Origin of the sequence: Sphingobacterium sp. UBA6645, from assembly GCF_002455685.1 — a bacterium.
GTDB classification, from domain to species: domain Bacteria; phylum Bacteroidota; class Bacteroidia; order Sphingobacteriales; family Sphingobacteriaceae; genus Sphingobacterium; species Sphingobacterium hotanense.
Map to the genome: position 1 here is coordinate 134,341 of NZ_DKLH01000008.1, position 22,617 is coordinate 156,957.

17 protein-coding genes are annotated in these 22,617 nt (G+C 40.5%); 9 read left to right on the forward strand and 8 right to left on the reverse strand.

Annotated elements, in window-relative coordinates:
- Window positions 1–50: 50 nt before the first annotated feature.
- The 5 genes from pruA to B2400_RS01670 all read right to left on the reverse strand — a co-directional run bounded on the left by pruA (window position 51) and on the right by B2400_RS01670 (window position 3,818).
- Window positions 51–1,685: an L-glutamate gamma-semialdehyde dehydrogenase gene (gene pruA, locus B2400_RS01650; RefSeq protein ID WP_293930382.1), complete on the reverse strand. Its 1,635-nt coding sequence runs from the start codon at window positions 1,683–1,685 to the stop codon at window positions 51–53.
- Window positions 1,686–2,066: 381 nt separating this feature from the next.
- On the reverse strand, window positions 2,067–2,675 hold the full coding sequence (locus tag B2400_RS01655; protein ID WP_149524878.1) for a superoxide dismutase: 609 nt from the start codon (window positions 2,673–2,675) through the stop codon (window positions 2,067–2,069).
- A 105-nt stretch (window positions 2,676–2,780) separates the two neighbouring features.
- Window positions 2,781–3,257: a nucleoside deaminase gene (locus B2400_RS01660; protein ID WP_286651653.1), complete on the reverse strand. Its 477-nt coding sequence runs from the start codon at window positions 3,255–3,257 to the stop codon at window positions 2,781–2,783.
- Window positions 3,257–3,601 carry a tRNA-binding protein gene (locus tag B2400_RS01665; RefSeq protein WP_293930385.1) on the reverse strand — a complete coding sequence of 115 codons (345 nt, stop codon included), beginning with the start codon at window positions 3,599–3,601 and terminating at the stop codon, window positions 3,257–3,259. The genes B2400_RS01660 and B2400_RS01665 overlap by 1 nt, the downstream gene beginning before the upstream one ends.
- 1 nt (window position 3,602) lies before the next feature.
- Window positions 3,603–3,818 carry a hypothetical protein gene (locus tag B2400_RS01670; RefSeq protein ID WP_149524875.1) on the reverse strand — a complete coding sequence of 72 codons (216 nt, stop codon included), beginning with the start codon at window positions 3,816–3,818 and terminating at the stop codon, window positions 3,603–3,605.
- A gap of 70 nt (window positions 3,819–3,888) precedes the next feature.
- Between B2400_RS01670 and B2400_RS01675 the strand changes: the two genes are divergently transcribed.
- The 5 genes from B2400_RS01675 (at window position 3,889) to B2400_RS01695 (ending at window position 12,231) form a co-directional block, all read left to right on the forward strand.
- The gene (locus tag B2400_RS01675; protein ID WP_149524874.1) at window positions 3,889–4,476 is read left to right on the forward strand and encodes a porin family protein; all 588 of its coding nucleotides are present in this window, start codon (window positions 3,889–3,891) and stop codon (window positions 4,474–4,476) included.
- Between the two features lie 164 nt (window positions 4,477–4,640).
- On the forward strand, window positions 4,641–5,420 hold the full coding sequence (locus B2400_RS01680) for a succinate dehydrogenase cytochrome b subunit (RefSeq protein WP_293930387.1): 780 nt from the start codon (window positions 4,641–4,643) through the stop codon (window positions 5,418–5,420).
- Window positions 5,421–5,470: 50 nt separating this feature from the next.
- The gene (locus B2400_RS01685; RefSeq protein WP_149524872.1) at window positions 5,471–7,405 is read left to right on the forward strand and encodes a fumarate reductase/succinate dehydrogenase flavoprotein subunit; all 1,935 of its coding nucleotides are present in this window, start codon (window positions 5,471–5,473) and stop codon (window positions 7,403–7,405) included.
- 55 nt (window positions 7,406–7,460) lie between these two features.
- Entirely contained in the window at window positions 7,461–8,222 is a 762-nt protein-coding gene (locus tag B2400_RS01690) for a succinate dehydrogenase/fumarate reductase iron-sulfur subunit (RefSeq protein WP_149524871.1), read from the forward strand.
- A 247-nt stretch (window positions 8,223–8,469) separates the two neighbouring features.
- Complete coding sequence (locus B2400_RS01695; protein WP_293930390.1) at window positions 8,470–12,231, forward strand: ATP-binding protein; 3,762 nt, start codon at window positions 8,470–8,472, stop codon at window positions 12,229–12,231.
- Window positions 12,232–12,615: 384 nt separating this feature from the next.
- Here B2400_RS01695 and B2400_RS01700 read toward each other — a convergent pair whose 3' ends face one another.
- The 3 genes from B2400_RS01700 to B2400_RS01710 all read right to left on the reverse strand — a co-directional run bounded on the left by B2400_RS01700 (window position 12,616) and on the right by B2400_RS01710 (window position 15,483).
- Window positions 12,616–13,557 carry a hypothetical protein gene (locus B2400_RS01700; protein ID WP_293930392.1) on the reverse strand — a complete coding sequence of 314 codons (942 nt, stop codon included), beginning with the start codon at window positions 13,555–13,557 and terminating at the stop codon, window positions 12,616–12,618.
- Window positions 13,558–13,675: 118 nt separating this feature from the next.
- A complete protein-coding gene (gene gmd, locus B2400_RS01705; RefSeq protein ID WP_293930394.1) occupies window positions 13,676–14,812 on the reverse strand; it encodes a GDP-mannose 4,6-dehydratase in 1,137 nt (378 codons plus the stop codon).
- Window positions 14,813–14,937: 125 nt separating this feature from the next.
- Window positions 14,938–15,483: a hypothetical protein gene (locus tag B2400_RS01710; RefSeq protein ID WP_293930395.1), complete on the reverse strand. Its 546-nt coding sequence runs from the start codon at window positions 15,481–15,483 to the stop codon at window positions 14,938–14,940.
- Between the two features lie 401 nt (window positions 15,484–15,884).
- Here B2400_RS01710 and B2400_RS01715 point away from each other — a divergent pair, with 401 nt between their 5' ends.
- From B2400_RS01715 to B2400_RS01730, 4 genes are all read left to right on the forward strand, one after another.
- Window positions 15,885–16,802 (forward strand): lysylphosphatidylglycerol synthase transmembrane domain-containing protein, encoded by a 918-nt coding sequence (locus B2400_RS01715; protein ID WP_149524866.1) that lies wholly within the window; start codon window positions 15,885–15,887, stop codon window positions 16,800–16,802.
- The gene (locus B2400_RS01720) at window positions 16,802–17,512 is read left to right on the forward strand and encodes an SDR family NAD(P)-dependent oxidoreductase (protein ID WP_293930397.1); all 711 of its coding nucleotides are present in this window, start codon (window positions 16,802–16,804) and stop codon (window positions 17,510–17,512) included. Before B2400_RS01715 ends, B2400_RS01720 begins: the two co-directional genes overlap by 1 nt.
- Window positions 17,513–17,882: 370 nt before the next feature.
- Window positions 17,883–20,891, forward strand: coding sequence for a SusC/RagA family TonB-linked outer membrane protein (locus B2400_RS01725; RefSeq protein ID WP_149524864.1), 3,009 nt, complete (start codon window positions 17,883–17,885; stop codon window positions 20,889–20,891).
- A gap of 17 nt (window positions 20,892–20,908) precedes the next feature.
- Window positions 20,909–22,282: a RagB/SusD family nutrient uptake outer membrane protein gene (locus tag B2400_RS01730; RefSeq protein ID WP_293930399.1), complete on the forward strand. Its 1,374-nt coding sequence runs from the start codon at window positions 20,909–20,911 to the stop codon at window positions 22,280–22,282.
- Window positions 22,283–22,617 lie beyond the last annotated feature (335 nt).

Consider the following 22,617-nt stretch of genomic DNA (forward strand, 5'->3'; position numbering starts at 1 on the left):
AAAGGAGACCATCGGTCCCCTTTCTCTATATTATGCAATTAGGAGTATTGTTATTCTTCGGATAAGAATGGATATATGTAGTCTGTATCCGGATTGAATGTTTCTTTGATTGTTCTTGGCGATACCCAACGTAATAGGTTGATCATCGACCCTGCCTTATCGTTTGTACCAGAACCTCTAGCACCACCAAATGGCTGTTGGCCTACTACTGCACCTGTACATTTATCGTTGATGTAGAAGTTACCTGCAGCATTACGTAGGTAATGAGTTGCCTCTTCAATAGCGTAACGATCCTGAGCAATGATAGAACCTGTTAAAGCATAGATAGATGTTTCATCTACTAGTTTCAAAGTTTCTTCCCATTTGTTATCGTCATATACGTAGATCGTTAAAACCGGGCCGAATAACTCTTCAGATAAAGTTTCGTAATCTCCTTTTTTCGCTAAAATAACTGTAGGGTGGATAAAATAACCTTTTGATTTATCGTATTCACCACCGATTACTACTTCTGCATCTTTAGATTCTTTCGCTCTATCGATGTACTTCGTAATCTTATCGAATGATTTCTCGTCGATTACAGCATTGATAAAGTTGCTGAAGTCCTCAGTACCACCGATTCTGAACGATTTGATATCTCGCTCCATTGATTTTTTCAAATCTTCCCATAGTGACTTAGGAACATAGGCGCGAGAAGCTGCAGAACATTTTTGTCCTTGGAACTCGAAAGCACCTCTTACTAATGCGGTGTTCAGCACATCAAGATCTGCCGAAGGGTGTGCAAGGATAAAGTCTTTACCACCTGTCTCTCCTACGATACGTGGATAAGTTTTATATACGTGGATATTCTCACCAATTGTTTTCCAAATATCTTGGAAGACACCGGTAGAACCCGTGAAGTGGATACCTGCAAAATCTGGATGTTTGAAGATAACATCACCAGCTTCAGGTCCTGATACATATACTAAGTTGATAACACCATCAGGTACACCAGCTTCTTTAAAGATTTGCATCAATACGTTTGCTGAATAAATTTGTGTGTTCGATGGTTTCCATACAACCACGTTACCCATCATAGCCGCACTTGTAGGCAAGTTACCAGCGATAGCGGTAAAGTTGAATGGCGTCAATGCGAAAACAAATCCCTCTAATGGGCGTTGCTCCACACGGTTCCAAACATTTTTAGGGCTGATTGGAGGTTGTTGTTGGTAGATTTCTGACATGTATTTCACGTTGAAACGCAAGAAGTCAGCGATCTCACATGCTGAATCAATCTCTGCTTGATAAGCATTTTTAGATTGACCTAACATTGTTGCAGCATTTAATTTGTAGCGGTATTTGCTAGAAATTAATTCGGCAGCTTTCAAGAAGATAGCAGCGCGTTGCTCCCATGGCAAATTCTCCCAATCGTTCTTCGCAGCTAATGCAGCATCGATTGCTTGCTTAACATGCTCTTTTGTTCCTTGGCTATAATGGCCTAGGATATGTTGGTGATCATGCGGAGGAGTTAATTTACCTTTTTTCGTAGTATGTACTTCCTCGCCACCGATATACATTGGGACGTCAATTTCAGTTGCTCTAGCAGCAGCAATAGCTTCTTTTAATAAGCTTCTTTCTTTAGTTCCTGGAGCATAGGTGTATACTGGCTCATTCGTCGGTACAGGAACATTAAAAAATCCTTTTAACATATTTGTATCTATTTTAATTGACCAGACCGCTTATTTACATGTTTTGACATTGATACACATGATAGGTAGTCTAGTGCTTCATTACTTGAATAGTTCTCCGATAAGCGGCTTTTGAAGTTAGGGTGGCTTATCGAGCGTATTGCTTAACTCTAACAGTTTGAACAATTTGCAGTACGAAATTACGAAATAATAAAACTATTGTTAAAACTTATCTAATTCGATAATAAACCTATATTGTCCAAACGACCAGCATAAACGCCTAATTTCCTAATAAAATGAGAGTAGTCACTATTTGATTATTGCGTGACCTTGACACCTCAATATAAAAAAACGGATAACAATTTCTCGTTATCCGTTTTTATAAGATTTATCTCTTAGCGATTACTTTGCTGCGTTATAACGCTCTGCAACCGCATCCCAATCAATCACATTGAAGATTGCATCTAAGTAGGCTGGGCGTTTGTTTTGGTACTTTAAGTAGTACGCATGCTCCCAAACGTCAATGCCAAGGATTGGCGTACCTTTTACTTCAGCAACATCCATAAGTGGATTATCTTGATTTGGAGTTGATGTAACAGCTAATTTGCCATCAGCACCAACGATTAACCAAGACCAACCTGATCCGAAACGAGTCGCACCGGCTTCTTGTAATTTCTTTTTCAATTCATCGAATGAACCGAAAGTGTCGTTGATCGCAGTCGCCAACTCACCTGTAGGCTCACCACCTTTATTAGCACCTAATACAGTCCAGAATAATTGGTGATTGTAGTGACCACCACCATTGTTGCGAACTGCTGCAGGGTATTTACTAATGTTTTTGATAATGTCTTCTAGAGAAGCATTCTCAGCATCAGTACCGGCAATAGCTTTGTTCAAATTGTCTACGTAAGCTTGGTGATGGCGATCATGGTGAATCTCCATTGTTTCTTTGTCAATATGTGGTTCTAATGCGTCTGCTGCGTATGGTAACGCTTCTAATTGAAATGCCATAATAATGTATATTTAATGAATGTTATGTTGTTCTTAAGTATTATACGAATATAAAACAATTTGACCTAACATAAGTTTGTTTAGCGCCTAATTTTGTCTTCGATATTAGCGTTTATTACGAAAAAAAGACTTTACTAAGTTTGCACAGTCTTCTTCGAGCACGCCAGACTTGATTTCCGTCTTGGGGTGTATAATTTTATCATGTATTGCTGAATATCCCCGTTTTTCATCCTTCGCACCATATACGATTCTACTGATTTGGGTCCAATAGGATGCTCCAGCGCACATGACGCATGGTTCAATCGTGACATATAGGGTACAGTCTTTTAGATATTTGCCGCCAAGGAAATTGGCAGCCGCCGTAAAGGCTTGCATCTCTGCATGGGCCGTAACGTCGTTAAGGCGTTCCGTCAGGTTATAGCCTTTCCCGATAATCTTGCCATTTGCAACGATGATAGCCCCAATAGGCACCTCATTCTCCCGGAATGCTTGTTCCGCGAGCTTCAGTGCTTCGCGCATATACTGTTCGTCTGAATTTTCAGGTGTTAAATTCAGATCACTCTCAAAGTTGTAAACTTTCATTATTTTAATTTGGAACCGTTTGGAACTTGACGCTCAACGGTCGTTAGGATGATATCTCCGTTATGATCTTCAAATCCGGTCACTAGACATTCGGACATAAAGTTTGCTATCTGCTTTTTTGGAAAATTGACCACGGCCACTACCTGCCGACCGAGCAATTCTTCCTTTGTATAATGTACTGTTATTTGTGCGCTTGATTTGAGGATACCTATTTCTTCTCCAAAATCCACAGTCAATTGATAGGCTGCTCGCTTCGCCTTCGGAAAATCCTCGGCAGTTAGAATAGTTCCCACTCTTAAATCTACGCGCTCGAAATCAGCCCAGCTGATCAGCTCTTCCTGCATGTTACAATCTATTAGAGTCCAGGTCAGACATTTCCTTTGACAAGGTGAAAAGCACATAATCAACATTCCTGTGAAGTCGCTTTGCCAAACGCCTTAACAATTCATCTTCCTGACCGTCTTGGAACGTCAGATCTTCATCGGTAAGTCGGTTGTATTTACGTTGTAATTTTAGCTTTAGAATAGGCCAATCTTGCGCTTGAATCTTGAAATTAATCATGGATATATGCCGTTTATAGATAAAAAAGTCTATTTTAGTGATAGAAACAGTAAATATATAAATTTTTAACATGAAAAAAATTATACTAGCATTTGCTGCGCTATTTCTAATGGTGCAGGCTTCACAAGCTCAATTGCTACCTAGTTTCAAATTAGGGGTCAAGGGTGCATTAAACTTCTCTAGTTTAAAATCTGATGGCAAATGGTTGAACTCTGACACCAAAACTGGCTATCAACTAGGTGTTTGGGGCCGTGTTGGGATTGCAGGCTTCCATGTGCAGCCAGAGCTTTATTATAGCCAAAAGAAAGCAGGATTCGATCCTACAGAAGATGCTGAGGCTGGCGAAGTGACGATTAAAAGTATGGATCTTCCTATTCTATTAGGTACTAGAATCGGATTAGGTCCATTAGGCGTACGTATCCAAGCAGGTCCGGTATTTTCATTTGCACAAGATGGAAAATTCGATATCAAGACTGCGACAAATTTTGCAGATTATAAAAAGACATCAACAGGAATCATTGGAGGTGTTGGTGCCGATATCCGCAACTTCACTGTGGACCTTCGCTATGAGCACGGTTTAAACAACCTCAGCGAAAGCAGCAACCAAAAACAAAAGATCAGTATGTGGTCGATTGGCGTAGGATATGCATTCCTGTAACTAAAAGATAATTAAAAGTTTAGGCTCGTTTGTTATTCAATCGAGCCTTTCTTTTTTCCCTGCAGATTAGAAAGATTCTAAATTAGTGCTTTTTTGTACATATTTCTCACAAAAGTGTCATCAATTAGATAGATTTGCGGAACTAAATTAAATTCATAGTAATAATGAGTAAATCAAAGCCAGTATTAACATCTTCACTAGGGAAGAAACTAATCATGAGCTTGACAGGATTGTTCTTATGTACGTTCTTGATTGTTCATTTGATTGGTAATTTACAGCTCTTTAAAGATGATGCGGGGTATGCGTTCAACAATTACGCTTATTTCATGACCCACTTTACACCTATCAAGGTAGTTTCTTACTTACTTTACGCTTCTATCATTATCCACGCGGTTTACGCTTTAGTATTGACTACTAAAAACAAAGCGGCAAGACCAATTGGCTACAACCAGTATGATGGTAAAGCGAGCAGTGCTTGGAACTCACGTAACATGGGAATCTTAGGTACTGTATTATTAGTTTTCATCGTAACACACATGCAAAACTTCTGGTACCAGTACAAGTTTGGTTCTACTCCTTATGTAGAATACCATACTGAACTAGCAACAGGAAATCAAGACATCATCTCTTTAGATGAGATTCCTGCAGAGTATGACGGGTATAAAATCTTTGTTAACGAAGGTGTAGAAACTGTTCAATCAAAAGATTTATACAAGCAAGTTGCTGTAGCATTCCAAAATCCTTTCTTAGTTGGATTATATCTTTTAGGAATGGCTGCCTTGTCATTTCACTTAATTCATGGTTTCCAGTCTGCATTCCAGACAATTGGTTTTAACCACAAGCGCTATGTCGGCATCATTAAATGGATTGGAATTTGGATATTCGGTATCATCATTCCAATTGCCTTCGCTGCAATGCCGTTGTATTTTTATTTTGTTAAATAGGTTATTTACAGATTGAAGCAATAGCGAAATCTACTAAATAAAAGAAGGATATGTTAGATTCAAAAGTACCTGCAGGCCCATTGGCCCTAAAATGGTCAAAACATAAATTTGATATGAAGCTGGTTAACCCGGCCAACAAACGTAAATTCACGATTATCGTTGTTGGTACAGGTTTAGCTGGTGCATCTGCGGCAGCATCTCTTGCAGAATTAGGTTACAACGTAAAGACTTTCTGCTACCAAGATTCACCACGTCGTGCGCACTCTATCGCTGCACAAGGTGGTATCAATGCTGCTAAAAATTACCAAAATGACGGTGACTCTGTTTTCCGTTTATTTTATGACACTATCAAAGGTGGTGACTACCGCGCTCGCGAAGCAAACGTATATCGTTTAGCGGAGGTTTCGGTAAACATCATCGATCAATGTGTTGCTCAAGGTGTTCCTTTCGCACGTGAATACGGAGGTTTATTGGATAACCGTTCATTCGGTGGAGCCCAAGTATCTCGTACGTTCTACGCTCGTGGACAAACTGGACAACAATTATTATTAGGTGCATATTCAGCACTTAACCGTCAGATTCAAAAAGGAAAAGTACAATCTTATACGCGCCATGAAATGTTAGATCTTGTTAAGATCGATGGCGAAGCTCGCGGTATTATTACTCGTGATTTAGTTACAGGAAAGATTGAATCACATGAAGGCCACGCGGTATTATTATGTACTGGTGGATATGGAAACGTGTTTTTCCTATCAACTAACGCAATGGGATGTAACGTAACGGCAGCATGGAGAGCACACAAACGTGGTGCATTCTTCGCTAACCCATGTTACACACAAATCCACCCTACTTGTATCCCAGTTACTGGTGATCACCAATCGAAGCTTACGTTGATGTCTGAATCATTACGTAACGACGGTCGTGTATGGGTTCCTAAAACTATTGAATTAGCTGAGAAATTGCGTAAAGGCGAAATGAAGCCTAAAGACATCAAAGAAGATGATCGCGATTACTTCTTAGAAAGAAAATATCCTTCATTCGGTAACTTAGTTCCTCGTGACGTTGCCTCTCGTAACGCTAAGGAAATGGTTGACGAAGGACGTGGTGTTGGTAAATCTGGAGTAGCGGTATTCTTAGATTTCGCTGATGCTATCCAACGCTTAGGAAAAGATACAGTAGAAGCGAAATATGGTAACTTGTTCGATATGTACTATCAGATTACTGATGAGAACCCATACGAGCAACCAATGCGTATCTACCCTGCTGTTCACTATACCATGGGTGGTGTTTGGGTTGATTACAACTTAATGACTACTGTACCTGGTTTATACTGTTTAGGAGAAGCGAACTTCTCTGACCACGGTGCTAACCGCCTAGGTGCTTCTGCCCTAATGCAAGGTCTTTCTGATGGTTACTTCGTAATTCCATTTACTGTTGGTGATTACCTAGCTAAAATCGGAAACTTCAAACCAGTAGATAAAAATCACCCTGCTTTTGAGCAAACTCGTAAAGAAGTAGAAGATAAAATCAACAAATTATTAGCGCTAAGAGGTACTAAGACTGTTGATGATATTCACAAAAAACTTGGTCATATCATGTGGGAATACTGTGGTATGGCGCGTACAGCTGAAGGATTGACTAAAGCAAAAGGTCTTATCCAAGAATTACGTAAAGAATTCTGGGAGAATGCTTGTGTATTAGGTGAGAACGAAGAACTTAACATGTCGTTAGAGAAAGCTGGTCGTGTTGCTGACTTCCTAGAATTAGGAGAGTTAATGGTAGACGATGCGTTGAACCGTAACGAATCATGTGGAGGACACTTCCGTCTTGAATCTCAAACAGAAGAAGGCGAAGCAAAACGTGATGATGATCACTACGCTTATGTTGCTGCATGGGAGTACAAAGGTGATAACCAACCGGAAGCACTACACAAAGAAGAGCTAGTATTCGAAAACGTTAAGTTAACACAAAGAAGTTATAAATAAGCAAAAGGCTAGCAATAGCCTTTTGATACTCAATATTACTATTATGAGTGGACATATGAATTTAACGCTAAAAGTTTGGCGTCAAAAAAATATAAACGACAAAGGACAATTCGTTACTTACCAAGCTAAAGATATCGCTGATGATATGTCTTTCCTTGAGATGCTTGATGTAGTGAACGAAGATTTGACTCGTAAAGGTGAAGATCCTATTTACTTTGACCACGATTGTCGTGAAGGTATCTGCGGTATGTGTTCATTAGTAATTAATGGTCGCCCGCATGGTCCTAAATACGGTATTACGACCTGTCAATTACACATGCGTTCATTCCACGATGGACAAACTATCGTTATTGAACCATGGCGTGCAGCAGCTTTTCCTGTATTGAAGGATTTAGCTGTAGATAGAACTGCTTTTGACCGCATCCAACAAGCTGGTGGATATGTAAATATCAATACTGGTGGTGTGCCTGATGCGAATACTATTCCAATTCCAAAACGCGTTGCTGACGAGGCTTTCGAATCAGCTACCTGTATCGGATGTGGAGCATGTGTTGCAGCGTGTAAAAATGCTTCAGCTATGTTATTCGTATCAGCTAAGATCTCTCAATTTGCGTTACTTCCTCAGGGTCAAACAGAGCGTTACGAACGTGCGCAAGCAATGGTTGATCAAATGGATGCTGAAGGCTTTGGTAACTGTACAAATACAGGAGCTTGTGAAGCGGAATGTCCAAAAGGAATTAAATTGACAAATATCGCTAGAATGAACCGTGAGTACTTTACTGCGAAGTTCTTCCGTCAAGAAGATATCCACGCATAAGGAATTCTCACTAAGCTATAAGGTCCTCGTAAGCATTTTACGAGGACTTTTTTTATGTCTTCTACCCTGTTATTGTCCCAGCTATTCATCTGAATGCCGGCTGCAATCGCAATCTTCACATCAGTATTGTAGTTATACACACTAAATTCTTCTAAAATACTGCTTAAAAGTACTTTCATTCGCTTTATCCATTAAGTGGAATGCTGAAAGTTTTGTTTATATTTACCCTTAATAATCTTAAATCTTAATGGGTAATAGAATACGAATTCTTCTACTGATTCTAACAGTTTTATTCTTAACGACGGCTATCACGATTAACAATATCGTCACCAAGGAAGATATGTTGGAATTAGATACCCGCACGCTCTCCAACAACCTACACCGTTCGGAAGAACTGGTAGACCAGTTTTTTGCAGACTCCAGCATGATGAAAGCTTTTCAAAATGTGGAGATCTACCCTACACAAGCATTAGATATCACTAAAAAGATTGGAGCAAAAGAGCGGATCTTTTTTTTCGTTTATAAGAACCATCAGCCCATCTTCTGGAGTACAAACCTATTTGTTCCAGTCAATGACCTCGGCTTTCAATCGGACGTTAATTATATAAAAGAAGATAACCGGCATCTTGTCGTTAAGAAGAAAGTACTTTCAGATAACAGCTCCCTATTGGCGATTATCCCCATAAAAGCTGATTTTCCATTTACAAACCAGTATTTAGAAAATATCTTCAATGTGACTTTATTGAAGTCTGACAACCTTGCCATTGCGGATTATACGGATACCGAAAACATCAAGAATATATACAGCAACAACGGATCTTATTTGTTTTCTGTTAAGCTGAGCGAAGGTAAACATGATAACATATTCATCAACATACAGTTCATCTGTTGGATATTCGCATCCTTATGTTTTCTGATTTTTGTTCACAACGTTAGTTATATGACTGCTAAGAATGGTCGACCATGGCTGTCGATAGCATTCTTTGCCTTAATTTTAATGTTGACTCGCTACGTTGATTTAAAAACCAACTGGCTTGCCTCTCAATCCAGCTTAGGGTTATTTAATCCGAAGTATTATGCATTTAGTCCGATCCTTCCGAATCTTTGGGCCTTCCTGATGACGACCTTTTTCGTCATCTGGTTTGTGTTCTATGTTCGATCAGTTATGGGCTTCTTAAAATTCCCCGAGACTTGGAAGAAACCAACCCTATCGGGATTGATCGCATTAGCGTCAATATTGAGCATCTATTTCGTTTCGAACCTACTCTTCTACCACTTATCGACATTAATAACAAATAGCTCACAAGTAAGCCTCGACTTCACACAGCTCTTATCGTTTGACACCTACAGTTGGATCAACACATTGATCTTTTGTGTCAATATGGTCATCCTGCTATATTTCATTGATACGATCGTTGGGTTTCTCAAAAACATCCTACCCAATACGACCTCTTTCTTAAATCTGCAGCTGATTGCTTTAGTAACGGCCATTATCCTGAATGCCATTATTATCGGTGAAAATACTTTCTTCAATATATTCCTAGCGGGCGTTATCATGTTGAGAGCATATAGCAATATGCGCATGAGCCTCAACCTACCGACCTTTATCCTAACCTTGGTTTTCCTAGCCTTCATGGCGACGTCCGTATATATGCGCAGTGTGCATGATAAGGTGGAACAGGAAATGAAAGTGACACTAGGACAATTGGAAGCCGAAGACGACTTTAATGCCCTTGCCCTATTCGTAGATCTTGAAAAAGATATTTTAAAAGATGAGCAACTAAAACAGTTGTTCACCATCAGTCTCCCGAATACGCAGACTGATATCATCAACCAATACCTCAAAACACATTACTTCAGTGGCTATCTGTCTAAATTTGAATTCAATAGTTATTACTACTACGATCAAAGACCACTCGAGCATTATAACTCAGATAAGATAGAGGAATACCGTGAAAAGGTAATCAACAACTCAACGAAAGTACCACAGACGCAGAACTTCTATCGAGTAAGAAGTGAATTAGGGACGCACGAATATTTCCTACAGTTTGAAATACCTATCGTTCGTAATGGCAAGGAAGACCTGGTGCAGGTTTATCTGAACTTCAAGAATAAAGCCTTCAACGCTTCACTGAATTACCCTGTTATTTTAGCCGACAGTCGTTCCGAGTTCATCAACAAACACAAGCAGCTTGCCTCATCCTTCGCCCTGTATCGCGACGGATACTTAGTGACGCAGAATGGTTCATTTACCTATCCGAATAGAGACGATAACTTTGCTAGCAAAATTGGCCAATACACCAATAATGAAAACTACAATGGCTATTTCCACGTCATCTATCGACCAGACAACCATACCAGTTTAGTGGTAAGTACGCCTCAGTTAAACTTCTGGCAGTCTATCGCTATCTTTTCATTCTTATTCCTGAGTCTTTACACCTTCTTCCTATTCTTTAATTTTATTCGCTATGTAAGTACCACGGTCACACGCCGAGCATTTAACTTCAACAGCGTTAAATACCACTTCAAACTTCTGGTAAACCGGGTTCAATATAGTACCCGTATTCAAACCATGATTGTCGGCGTGGTAATATTTGCTATTGTCATCTCCGGTTTGATTACTTTTATCAGTATCTCCTACCAGCTAGAAAAGGATTCTGTAGAGCAACGCCAGAAATATATTCTCGATGTTGTCAATAAGATTGAAAGTCTAATGCAGGAGTCACCGAACCTCGATGAAAACCGTTTTGAAGATATCTTGCAAAAGCTGTCCGAAACTTCGGTAACAGACTTCAACTTATACGATAAGAACGGAAAGCTTCGATACACTTCACAGCCGCGAATTTACGATATGGAGCTTATCTCCACCTATATCAATCCGACAGCTTTCAATAACCTGAACATCCGCAAGAAGACAGATTTATTCTTGAAAGAGAAGCTTGTCAAGTTCGAATATAATTCAAGCTTTGCCGCTATCAGAAATAATGACTACAACACGGTCCTCTTTCTGAATATCCCGTATTTTACGACGGCAGAACAAGAAAATGCGAGCCAGAACTTACTTCTTAACACCTTATTGAACATCTATACCATCATCATCTTGGCGTTTGGATTCTTTACGGTTCTAGTAGCTAACTCAATTACTAAACCATTGAGTTTAATCGGTAGAAAGCTATCAGAAACTATCTTCAGCAATAAGCCTAACGAGCCGCTCTATTGGGAGAGAGACGATGAGATCGGCGCCTTGATCAAGGAGTACAATTACATGATTGTTAAGTTGGAGGAAAATGCGAAGCAATTGATGAATGCGGAGCGTGAATATGCATGGCGAGAGATGGCCAAACAGATCGCCCACGAAATCAAGAACCCGTTAACACCAATGAAGCTGGGCATACAGCAACTTTCACGAAGTTACCGAGAAGGCGACCCTCGTTTTGAAGAAAGATTCTACAAGTTCTCTAATTCATTCATTGAGCAAATCAACAGCTTATCGAAAATAGCAACCGAATTCTCGAATTTTGCGAAACTCCCGGATACCAACCTGACAAAAATCAATATTATTGAGAAAATCAATAAATCGGCGAATGTGTACCACAATACGCATAATACTTATATCAAAGTAATCAACAATACTGATCAGGAAAACATCTACGTATTGGGCGATAAGGATCAGTTGCTAAGAACCTTCAACAACCTACTGAAAAACTCATTAGAGGCATCCATAACACGCAAAAAACACCTCATTAGTGTATTGGTAGATTATGCGGATGAGAAACACGTACGCATCTTATTGAAGGATAATGGCCTGGGAATTCCGAGCGAGTTAGTACCTAAGATCTTCCAACCGAACTTTACAACCAAAAGCTCTGGAACTGGTCTAGGATTAGCCTTTGTAAAGAAAACAGTAGAGTCCATGAAGGGACAAATATCTTTTACGACATTCGAAGGAATCGGCACCACCTTTACCATTATTCTTCCGCTTTATAACGAGGAAATGTTAGAAGGATAAACAACACCGGCATTTACCGGCGCGGTATTATTAAATCTATATTCCCATATTGTTTACCAGCAAAAAAGCTGTGTAAGTGAAGATATTCATTAAAGGACCATTTATACCGGTCGATATAATAAAGACTTCAGCGAGCTCTGAAATGCATGCCCTGAAGATAACGGGCTTACATATGCTAAAGGAGTCGAATAAATAGTCTCTTCATCCCCTCTATTCACCTTTTGGGACATAAATCAATCATCTAACACCATCAAAAAGGGAACTTCAACACTACATTGAAATCAATACCTCCAGAAAAATATAATCAAAAGGAATTATTAAATAACGAAAAAGCGGGTTTCCCAGTTGGAAAACCCGCTTTTCTATAATAGTATAATACCTTTATTATTTCAATACAATAGATGCTCTTCCCATGATGGAATTATCCGCATAAAGCAATATCGTATAAGCGCCTTTTTGAAAACGCCCGCCGTTGTTGCCCCATTCCATCTGATACTCTTGACCGTTGTTTGTAAAGTTTATGCTTTGCTTGAAACTATACTGTAACTTTTCACCATGCACATAAAAAATATCCTCTGAGTTTGCCTCTAAATTGCCTTTCGGATTGATTACGCGAACAAAAATATCCTTCTTGCCCGTACTCGCCAAAGGATTATCAGCTACCGTAAAGCTGATTTGAAGCTTATCGATGCGTTTTGATTTGGTCTCAATCTCTATCACGCCACCCTTCTTTTCTTCAACTCCGGCAATATGAATGTTTGAAACTTTGATGGAAGATGCTTTATTAATTTTCTCGTTCAAGACCTTAGTTTCTTTGCTTAGGTTTTCAGAGCGTTGCCTCGTAGCTGTTACCTCATTCTTCAAATCCGAATTCGCTTCAGCCAGCAGTTCGTTTTTAATACGTAATTCCGTCACCTCGTCCTTCATTCTAGAAACCTGCGTCTTCAACTGATAAACTTGCTGTTTAGCATTCTCAATTTGTTCATCAGTAATCTCGCCGCTTTCTAAACCGTTGCGCAATTCTTCAATTTTTAAACGAACAACCTGTTCTGCCGATTGAAAATCTTCAGTCGAACCGTTCGACTGGGATCTGATATTATCCAACTCTGCCTCGATACGATCAATCTCCGATTGCAAACTTTCTTTCTGCAAAGTCACGGTATAAAGCTTCTCACCCGATGACTTAAACTTTACATAGAAATATATATTCGTCGCTAAAAGTGCCGCTATCGCTATAATGAAAAAGTAAATCTTCGAACTATCGCGTTTTACCGCAACCTGTTCTTGATCCTCATTCATTCCTGTATTTTGTATTCCTGTTTTCATGATGCTTGCACGTACATGTTATCCCAGCGAAGATTCGATTAAATCAATCAGACAACGTACGTTTAATATTCTATTAACATATTCGTAAAACCAAACGCAAAAACTGTTCCAACTCCAATTATTCGAAATAATTTAAAGTTGTGAAACCGCCTTTCTTTAAGTATTCTTCACGCTGCATAACTTTCAAATCCGAAAGAACCATCTCTTTCACCAACATATCAAGCGAATACCTTGGTTTCCAGCCCAGTTTGCTCTGCGCCTTAGAAGGATCACCAATCAATAGATCAACTTCCGTCGGACGATAATATTGCGGATCCACTTTCACTACAGTCTGTCCTAACTTGATGTGCTCAGCGCTAAGACCCAATTCCTGCAATCGCTCTTCGTCGCGATCAATGATAACCGCTTTTTCAGCCTCCCCTTTTCCGCTAAACTCAATCTCAATTCCTAACTCGGCGAAAGCCATGCGAACAAATTCACGCACTGTGGTCGTCACACCTGTTGCAATAACAAAGTCTTCCGGCTTCTCCTGCTGTAATATAAGCCACATTGCTTCTACATAGTCTCTTGCATGCCCCCAATCGCGCTGTGCCGATAAATTTCCTAAATAGAGTTTATCTTGCAATCCCAATGCGATTTTCGCGGCTGCTCTTGTAATCTTACGCGTAACGAATGTCTCTCCGCGGACAGGACTTTCATGGTTAAATAAAATTCCGTTGCACGCAAACATGTTATAAGCTTCGCGGTAATTCACCGTAATCCAGTATGCATACATTTTAGCAACAGCATATGGGCTACGTGGATAAAACGGAGTGCTTTCGCTCTGCGGAACCTCTTGCACCAAACCGTAAAGCTCAGAAGTCGATGCCTGATAGACTTTCGTATGTTCGATTAAGCCTAAAAGACGAACAGCCTCCAAGATGCGCAACATCCCAATACCGTCAGCATTCGCCGTGTACTCTGGCGTATCAAAACTTACTTTCACGTGCGATTGCGCTGCGAGATTGTAAATCTCATGCGGGCGCGTCTCTTGTATCACGCGAATTAAATTCGTAGAATCCGTTAAATCACCGTAATGAAGCACGAAATTCCTCCCTAACTCATGAGGATCCTGATATAAGTGATCGATGCGATCGGTGTTGAACAAGGAACTTCTTCTTTTCAACCCATGGACCATATAGCCTTTTTTCAATAGAAATTCAGCTAGATATGCGCCATCTTGCCCCGTAATCCCTGTAATTAGTGCGACTTTCATATGTTGTGGATTCATCCAATGCGTAAAAATTACGCAAATATATTTAAAATTAATGCAAACAATTGATGTTTAAACAACAAAGCCGCAGAAATTTTCTGCGGCTTATAGTTTTTTCTGTGCTATTCTTAGTTAGCGCGTGAGAAATTGAACACCAAGTAACCTTGTCCTTGATCCAATGGAATCGGCATACGCATCGTCATACCGTTCTCATCAGCGAAAGAAAGATCTAAGCGGTATCCGCTAGTCACATTAGATGCCTTGTCTCCAGCGTATACTTTCTTAAATTGAAACGCCGGCTCACCACCTGTTTTTCCAGGGTTAAAAATAGACCAAACGATGTTACGAACAGCGCCATTTGCACATAAAGTGCCATCGGCATTGAAAGTAATCGTTCCGCGTTGCGCACCACCCGGTAAATCCCAAACCGAACCGATGAAACAATCTACAGGAGCTTCATCAAAAATGTTCTTGATTGTATAAGTGCTCGGAATGTTTTCACGTTCAACAGAATTCAACACCCATTTACCTTTAACACCAGCGCGCCACTGCGACGCAGTAGGACCTTGCGAAGTCTCTGTACCACCAACAGTTGATTTTTTCTGCGCACCGCAACTTCCTAAAAATAACACCATCGTTAATAAGGACAAAAAGGATAAAATACGTTTATGCATATTACAAAGTTTAAAATAGTATATTAAATGTATATTAGTAACCTCAAAAAAGAACGATATTTTGATGAACACTACTTCCAAAAATCATACCATAAGCAAAATCGTTGCCAAGGCGATATTACGAATTGTTATGATCATACTTATTATCGGAATAGCCTACTCCTTCAGCAAAGATGCTAATTTATTGAAGAACATTTCATTATATTTTCCACACAAATGGGCTATATTTGCACCCATTTCACTATTTATTATTTTTATTATTCTAATGGTGATCATGCTCCGAGAAAAATATAAAAGAACAGACATCAACTGGTTGTTCTCTTTAGCAGGCGGTTTTCTTTTCGTCTACCTAATGATGCTTTTCTCAAAAATATACCCCTTATTATAATTGATCTTTGCCCATGCAAGACTCGAAAGTTTGGAATATAGTCAAAAACCTACTGAAAGTAATCATCACTTTCGGTGCGGTCTACTGGGTTTCCACCAAGATATCGTTGACCGAGCTAAAGGATGTTCTGAGGGATAGCAACCCGCTCTACTTATTGCTTGCTTTTCTCGCCTACTGCTGCTCGATATTAGTAGCCTCCTCGCGTCTCAACTCATTCTTCAAAGCAATAGGATTAAAACTTTCCGAACGTTATAACTTCCGACTTTATCAACTCGGACTCTTATACAACTTTTTCCTGCCCGGCGGAATTGGCGGCGATGGATACAAAATATTCTTCCTCAAGAAAACCTTTCAAATATCCAGAAGACAAGTGCTTGGCGCTGTATTTTTTGATCGCTTAAGCGGACTCTGGGCATTGTGTATTGTGGCCGGAACGCTCGTAATCTTTATGCCGCGGTTAGCCATACCTAACTATATTACTATCGCGGTCTTAGCATTGGGTACCATCAGTTACCTGTTTGTATTGAGAACATTTTTCAAGCAGTTCTTGAACAATTTTATCATTACACATTTTAAAGCGCTGGCAGTTCAAGGATTCCAAACGATTACCGCCATCTTTATCCTTTATGCGATGAACTTCGATGGAAAGTTCTCTCCCTACCTCCTTATTTTCATGGTATCCTCGCTTGTAGCCATAGTGCCTTCAATTGGTGGGGCAATTGGATTGCGAGAAACGGTGATCTTCAGTTTAGCAACATACCTACAATTAGATCAGCATATCGCAGTTACTATCAGTTTGATATTTTATATCATATCCCTTTTAGTAGCGTCGAGTGGTATTTATTATATTTTCCGACCGCAGCGCCTAGGTGCAGACAAGCTACCATCGGCAAAAGAGGTTGAAGAAGAAATTGAAAAAGAAGAAGAATAATGGCAAATATTATCGTAACAGGAGCCAGTAGTGGCATTGGATTCGAAGCAGTATTAGATTTAACAGCAAATAAAGATCATAAAGTGATCGCATTGGCACGTTCAGCCGACAAGCTTCGTAAGCTGCATGAGATTGCCAGTTCCTTAAACCACGACGGAGGAACTCTTTATCCAGCACAATTCGATATTGTTTATGACAACTATCCCGACTCCTTAGTACCCTTCATCCAATCCAAATTTGAGCAGGTAGATATATTGATCAATAATGCCGGTGCCTTAATCAACAAGCCCTTCTTAGAATCGACCAATGAGGATTTCGCACAGATGCTACAGTCGAACCTAATTGGGCATATCAATATGATCCGTCATATCGCACCATTGATGAAGGAAGGTAGCCATATCGTCAATATCAGTAGTATGGGCGGGTTTCAAGGCTCGGCCAAGTTTCCGGGACTATCGGCCTACTCCAGTAGTAAGGCGGCATTAGCCGTATTGACAGAATGTTTGGCGGAGGAATTTAAAGACAAGGGCATCAAAGTAAATTGTCTGGCATTAGGGTCCTCCCAAACCGAGATGTTCGAAGCAGCGTTTCCAGGCGTCGAAGCCGGAACCTTAGCCTTTGAAATGGGCCGATACATTGCAGAATTTGCGCAAAATGGCCATAAATATTATAACGGAAAGATATTACCCGTGGCAAACACCACACCGTAATCCAATATACGATATTATTAAGCCCTATTCCATATAGGGCTTTTTGTTTTTTATCTCCATCCTCTTAAGAATCTCAGCTATTCCCCCCCACAAAGCCTTTTTATTATAAAATAAGCTTTCCCTAATATGCTTATCGAAGTTTTTTAACGAAAAACAATAATAAATCAGATTTATTTATAAATTTACTACTAGTAAATGCTGAAACAATAACATCTTTACGACGAAAAACCTAAAATTTAACTAATCCAAACCATTGAATCAGTTAAAAGCATACTTTCCGAAGCCACAATAAACAAACAAAACGCATAAGCTTTTTTGGGGCCCAGCCCCTTCGAACAACAACAAATTAATTAACTAGAAAACTTAAATTATGAAAAGAAATCTACTGTTTTTCATAATGCTTTGTTGGCTACCTATAGTGGCATTTGGACAAAGCAGACAAGTAACGGGTACTGTTACTGATGCCGTTACAAACCAACCCATCGCTGGTGCGACAATAAAGGCGGTGGGAACCAACTTCGTAGCCCAGACGGACGTGAATGGACGCTATGAAATCGGACTCAATGAATCGACCCGATTCCTCTTCTTTACCTACATCGGCTATTCGTCTCAGCAAGTTGCCGCCACTGTTGGAACAGTGGATGTACAACTTATCCCCTCTGCAGCAGATTTGGAAGAGGTGGTTGTAGTTGGTTATGGTACGCAGGTCAAAAAAGACATGACCGGTTCTGTAGCAAGTGTTAAGATGTCGGATCTAGAGGATGTTCCCCTACAAACGGTAGAGGCAGGTTTACAGGGCCGTGCTCCCGGCGTATTTGTGAATACAAGCTCCGGTAAATTAGGACAGGCACTACAGATCCGCGTTCGCGGTATTTCTTCCATTTCCGCTGGAACACAGCCATTATACGTAATCGATGGAATTCCGATGGTTACCGAAGCGATGGGAACTTATGACGAACCGGATAACCCACTTGCCGCAATCAGCCCGGATGATATCGAATCCATGGAGGTACTAAAAGATGGTTCTGCATCCGCTATCTATGGTTCCAGAGCATCCAACGGGGTTGTATTGATTACAACAAAAAAAGGTAAAGCCGGCAGAACGAAAATCGACCTAAGCTACTTTGCAGGATTTAGCGACCCAACAAATAAGGGCGATTTCTTAAATGCTGACCAATATCGCGAACTCCTTTCCGCAGCATTAAATAATGCAGGCTATATAGGTCCAGATCCCGACGAACAATATCCTGACGTTAGCTCTTTCTGGGCTGATTGGACGGGTACAGACGATTGGGATAAAAACTACAACTCTAACTGGGTGGACGAAGGTATGCGTCGTGGCAACCTGCAACAAGGAAGCTTAAGCATTTCTGGTGGTGATGCTAAGACAAGGTTTACAGCGTCCGGAAGTTATGCAGACACGAAAGGTATTATCATCGGTAACCGTTTTAAAAGAACATCGGGACGTATTGGTGTCGACCATTCTGCTTTCGATTTCTTAGACATTGGCGGTACTTTGAACATCAACAAAATCGATAACTATCGTGTAAACAGCGATAACGCGTTCTCAAATCCTTTGCAATTAAATGCGCTACCTCCTATCCAACCCATACGCGATGAAAATGGAGAACTGTACAATTACACGGTTTATTACAACAACTTGATCGATCTAGAAAACGGAAACAATCTATCGAGCACCTACCGCACATTCGGAACCGCCTATGCCAATGCCAGAATAACATCAGACTTAGTATTCCGCTCGGAATATGGTATGGACTTCCAAAACTTAGAAGAAGATTTATACTTAGGTATGCGGACACAAGACGGTGGAGATTCAGGAGGTTATGGCTTTAGCTACCAAGCGCGTTCGGTGAACTTCAACACCAACAATACCTTGACTTACTCGAAAACCTTCAATGAAATCCATAACCTAGGTCTATTAGGTGGTATGTCTTATCAAGAGCAACAGTTCAGATATACGATGGCAGAAGGTAAGAACTTTCCTTCCGATTTATTCAGAAAGATTACTTCAGCAGCTGTAAAATCAGATGCTAGCTCGTCGGCAACCTCAAGATCGATTGTATCCTATTTTGCGCGCGCTAACTATAAACTGATGGACCGCTATTTATTTGAAGCATCTATCCGTACTGACGGTTCTTCCAGATTCGGAAAAGAATCAAAATACGGAACCTTCCCTGCAGCATCCATCGGATGGGTTATCTCAGAGGAAAACTTCCTGAAAGAAAGCAACTCCTTAAACTTCTTGAAACTTAGAGCAAGTTACGGCTTAACAGGGAATGAGAATATTTCCAATTTCGCTTCCAGAACGCTATACAGTGGCGCTAACTACGCGGGTATTCCGGGAACTGTTGCCTACAGATTAGGGGATCCGCATCTGACTTGGGAACAGACAGCGCAGACCAATATCGGTTTAGATTTCGGAATTTTAGCAGATCGCATTTCCGGAACTATCGAGGCCTATCATAAAAAGACCACCGACTTATTGTTAGACATGCCTGTGGTATCCACCAGTGGATTTACGACTGTTTTCAGAAATATTGGAAGCCTGGAGAACAAGGGGCTTGAACTGAGCTTAAACTCTAAAAATTTCGTCGGAGAATTTAAATGGTCGACCTCATTCAACATTGCTTGGAACAGAAACAAAATCCTAAAATTAGTCGACGGACAGCCGATCTATCCTGGAGGTCGCTATTTGGGCCGCTTGGAAGAAGGCATGCCTTATGGTTTCTTCTATGGAAAAGCATATGCCGGTGTTGACCCTGAAAATGGCGACGCCCTATATTACTTAGACGAAACTAGAGAAACAACAACAAGCGACTACTCAGAAGCTGCAGATCAGCCTATCGGAGATCCAAACCCGAACTTCTACGGTGGTTTTGGCAACAAATTCTCCTACAAGAATTTCGATCTTGATATTCAGACACAATTCGTGAGCGGCAATGATATCTATAATGCTGCCGGTGGATTTCAATCTGCAAATGGTGATTATTTCGATAACCAAACGACTGATCAGATGGACTATTGGAGAAATCCAGGAGACATCACGATGGTACCACAACCACGATTCGATTCGGCTAATGGTACACGTGCGTCATCACGTTACATTCAGGATGGTTCTTACTTCCGTATCAAAAATTTGGTGTTCGGGTATAATTTACCAAACGAAACGGCTAATAAACTAAAAATGCAACGTGCTAGAGTTTATGTTTCAGCAACGAACTTACTCACATTGACTGATTACAACGGTTATGATCCGGAGATCAACACCACATTTGCGGGTGCTGTTCAATTAGGAACAGATTTTTACACTGCTCCGCAACCGCGCACGATCACTTTTGGAATTAATGTAGGTTTCTAAACAAAAACGATAAAGTCATGAAAAACATAAAAAATCTATCATATTCTGTACTAGCTTTTTCTTTACTGGCAAGTTCTTGTGGAAAGAAACTAGATATGGAACCTCAGGATGATATATCCTCTGAAAATGCCCTATCAACAGCGGCAGACGTTAACAACGTGCTTGTGGGTGCTTATACCATTATGGCAGAGCCAGCACTATATGGAACAAATTTGGTGATGATTGGGGATCTTTATGCGAGCCCGAGCTATCTCAACTGGACCGGTTCGTTCAGCACCTATCGCGATATATCTAATCAAAATTTAATATCCACAAATGAGGATGCTACGAGAACTTGGACACACGCATACCAAGCAATAAATGCTGCCAATACGGTCATTGAGTCCTTGGACGTAGTAACTGATCCGGACATGAAAAATGAATTGCACGGCAAAGCCTTGTTTATTCGTGGTAGTATGCACTTTGAACTCGTTAGATTATACGCTCTACCTTATGAGGCCGGAGCTGCAAACGGAAGCCTAGGTGTTCCTATTGTCACTAAAGCCGTTAAAGGTTTTGAAGACATCATTTCGGATATCGCCAGAAGCACGGTCGCTCAAGTTTATGATCAGGCACAAGCCGATCTGATAGAGGCAGTATCCTTGCTAAGTGATAGCCCAGATCTATACGCCGCAAAAGGAATGCTTGCGCGCTTATACCTGCAAAAAGGCGACTATCCTAACGCTAGGGAGCAAGCGAATGACATCATCGAAAGCGGCGAATACTCTTTAGCATCAAACCTAGAAGACCCATTCCGCGTAAAGAATTCTTCAGAAGGTGTATTTGAGATTCAACAGAACGAACAAAGTAATGCAGGCTCATCAAACGATGGTCTTGCGACTTTCTATTCGAGCTATCTAAATAATACGGGTGGTAAAGTAGGTCGTGGCGACCTAAGTATCCTCAATGCTTTTGTAAATACTTATGCAACTACGGATAAACGCAGAACGCAAATGATCTACGAAGGTACCGGAGCAAAAACAGGCTGGTTTACCAAAAAGTGGTACAACTACTTCGACAATATCCCTGTCGTACGCTTAACTGAGCTTTACCTAACGCGTGCCGAATGTAATGCAAGACTAGGAACCTCCGTAGGTGATAGCCCAGCAAACGATATCAATGCCCTACGCCAGCGTGCAGGACTTGCTGATCTAGCGACCGTAACCGTGAATGATATATTAGCAGAGCGAGACAAAGAACTAGCATTTGAAGGCTACAGAATCCATGATTTGAAACGCACAAAAAGAAACGTCGGAACATATACATACAACGCTCCGGAACTGGTATTCCCAATTCCATACCGCGAAGTATCCGTCAATTCTAACCTAGAACAAAATCCTGGATATAACTAGGAAAGAAATGCTACTGAGCAATACCTTAGCATAACTTTTCATCAACCCATACAAACCCCTATCATAACCCTTTCAGAAGGGCTTTGATAGGGGTTTGTATTGGGTTTGAATTGGTTTTGAATAGTAGTTAGTATTTAGTAGATGTTAGACATTAGAGTGCTATTTCTGAACCAGGAAAGGAAGGATGCAAGGATTAGCAGGATCATGTTGAAAGGAAAAAAAGGGTTTGTCTTTGAACCAGAAAAGGAAGGATTTAAGGATGGTCAGGATCGGGTATAGGCTTGGATGCCTGTATTTACATCGAAATCGGCGTTTCAGGAGACGTTTAGTGAAAC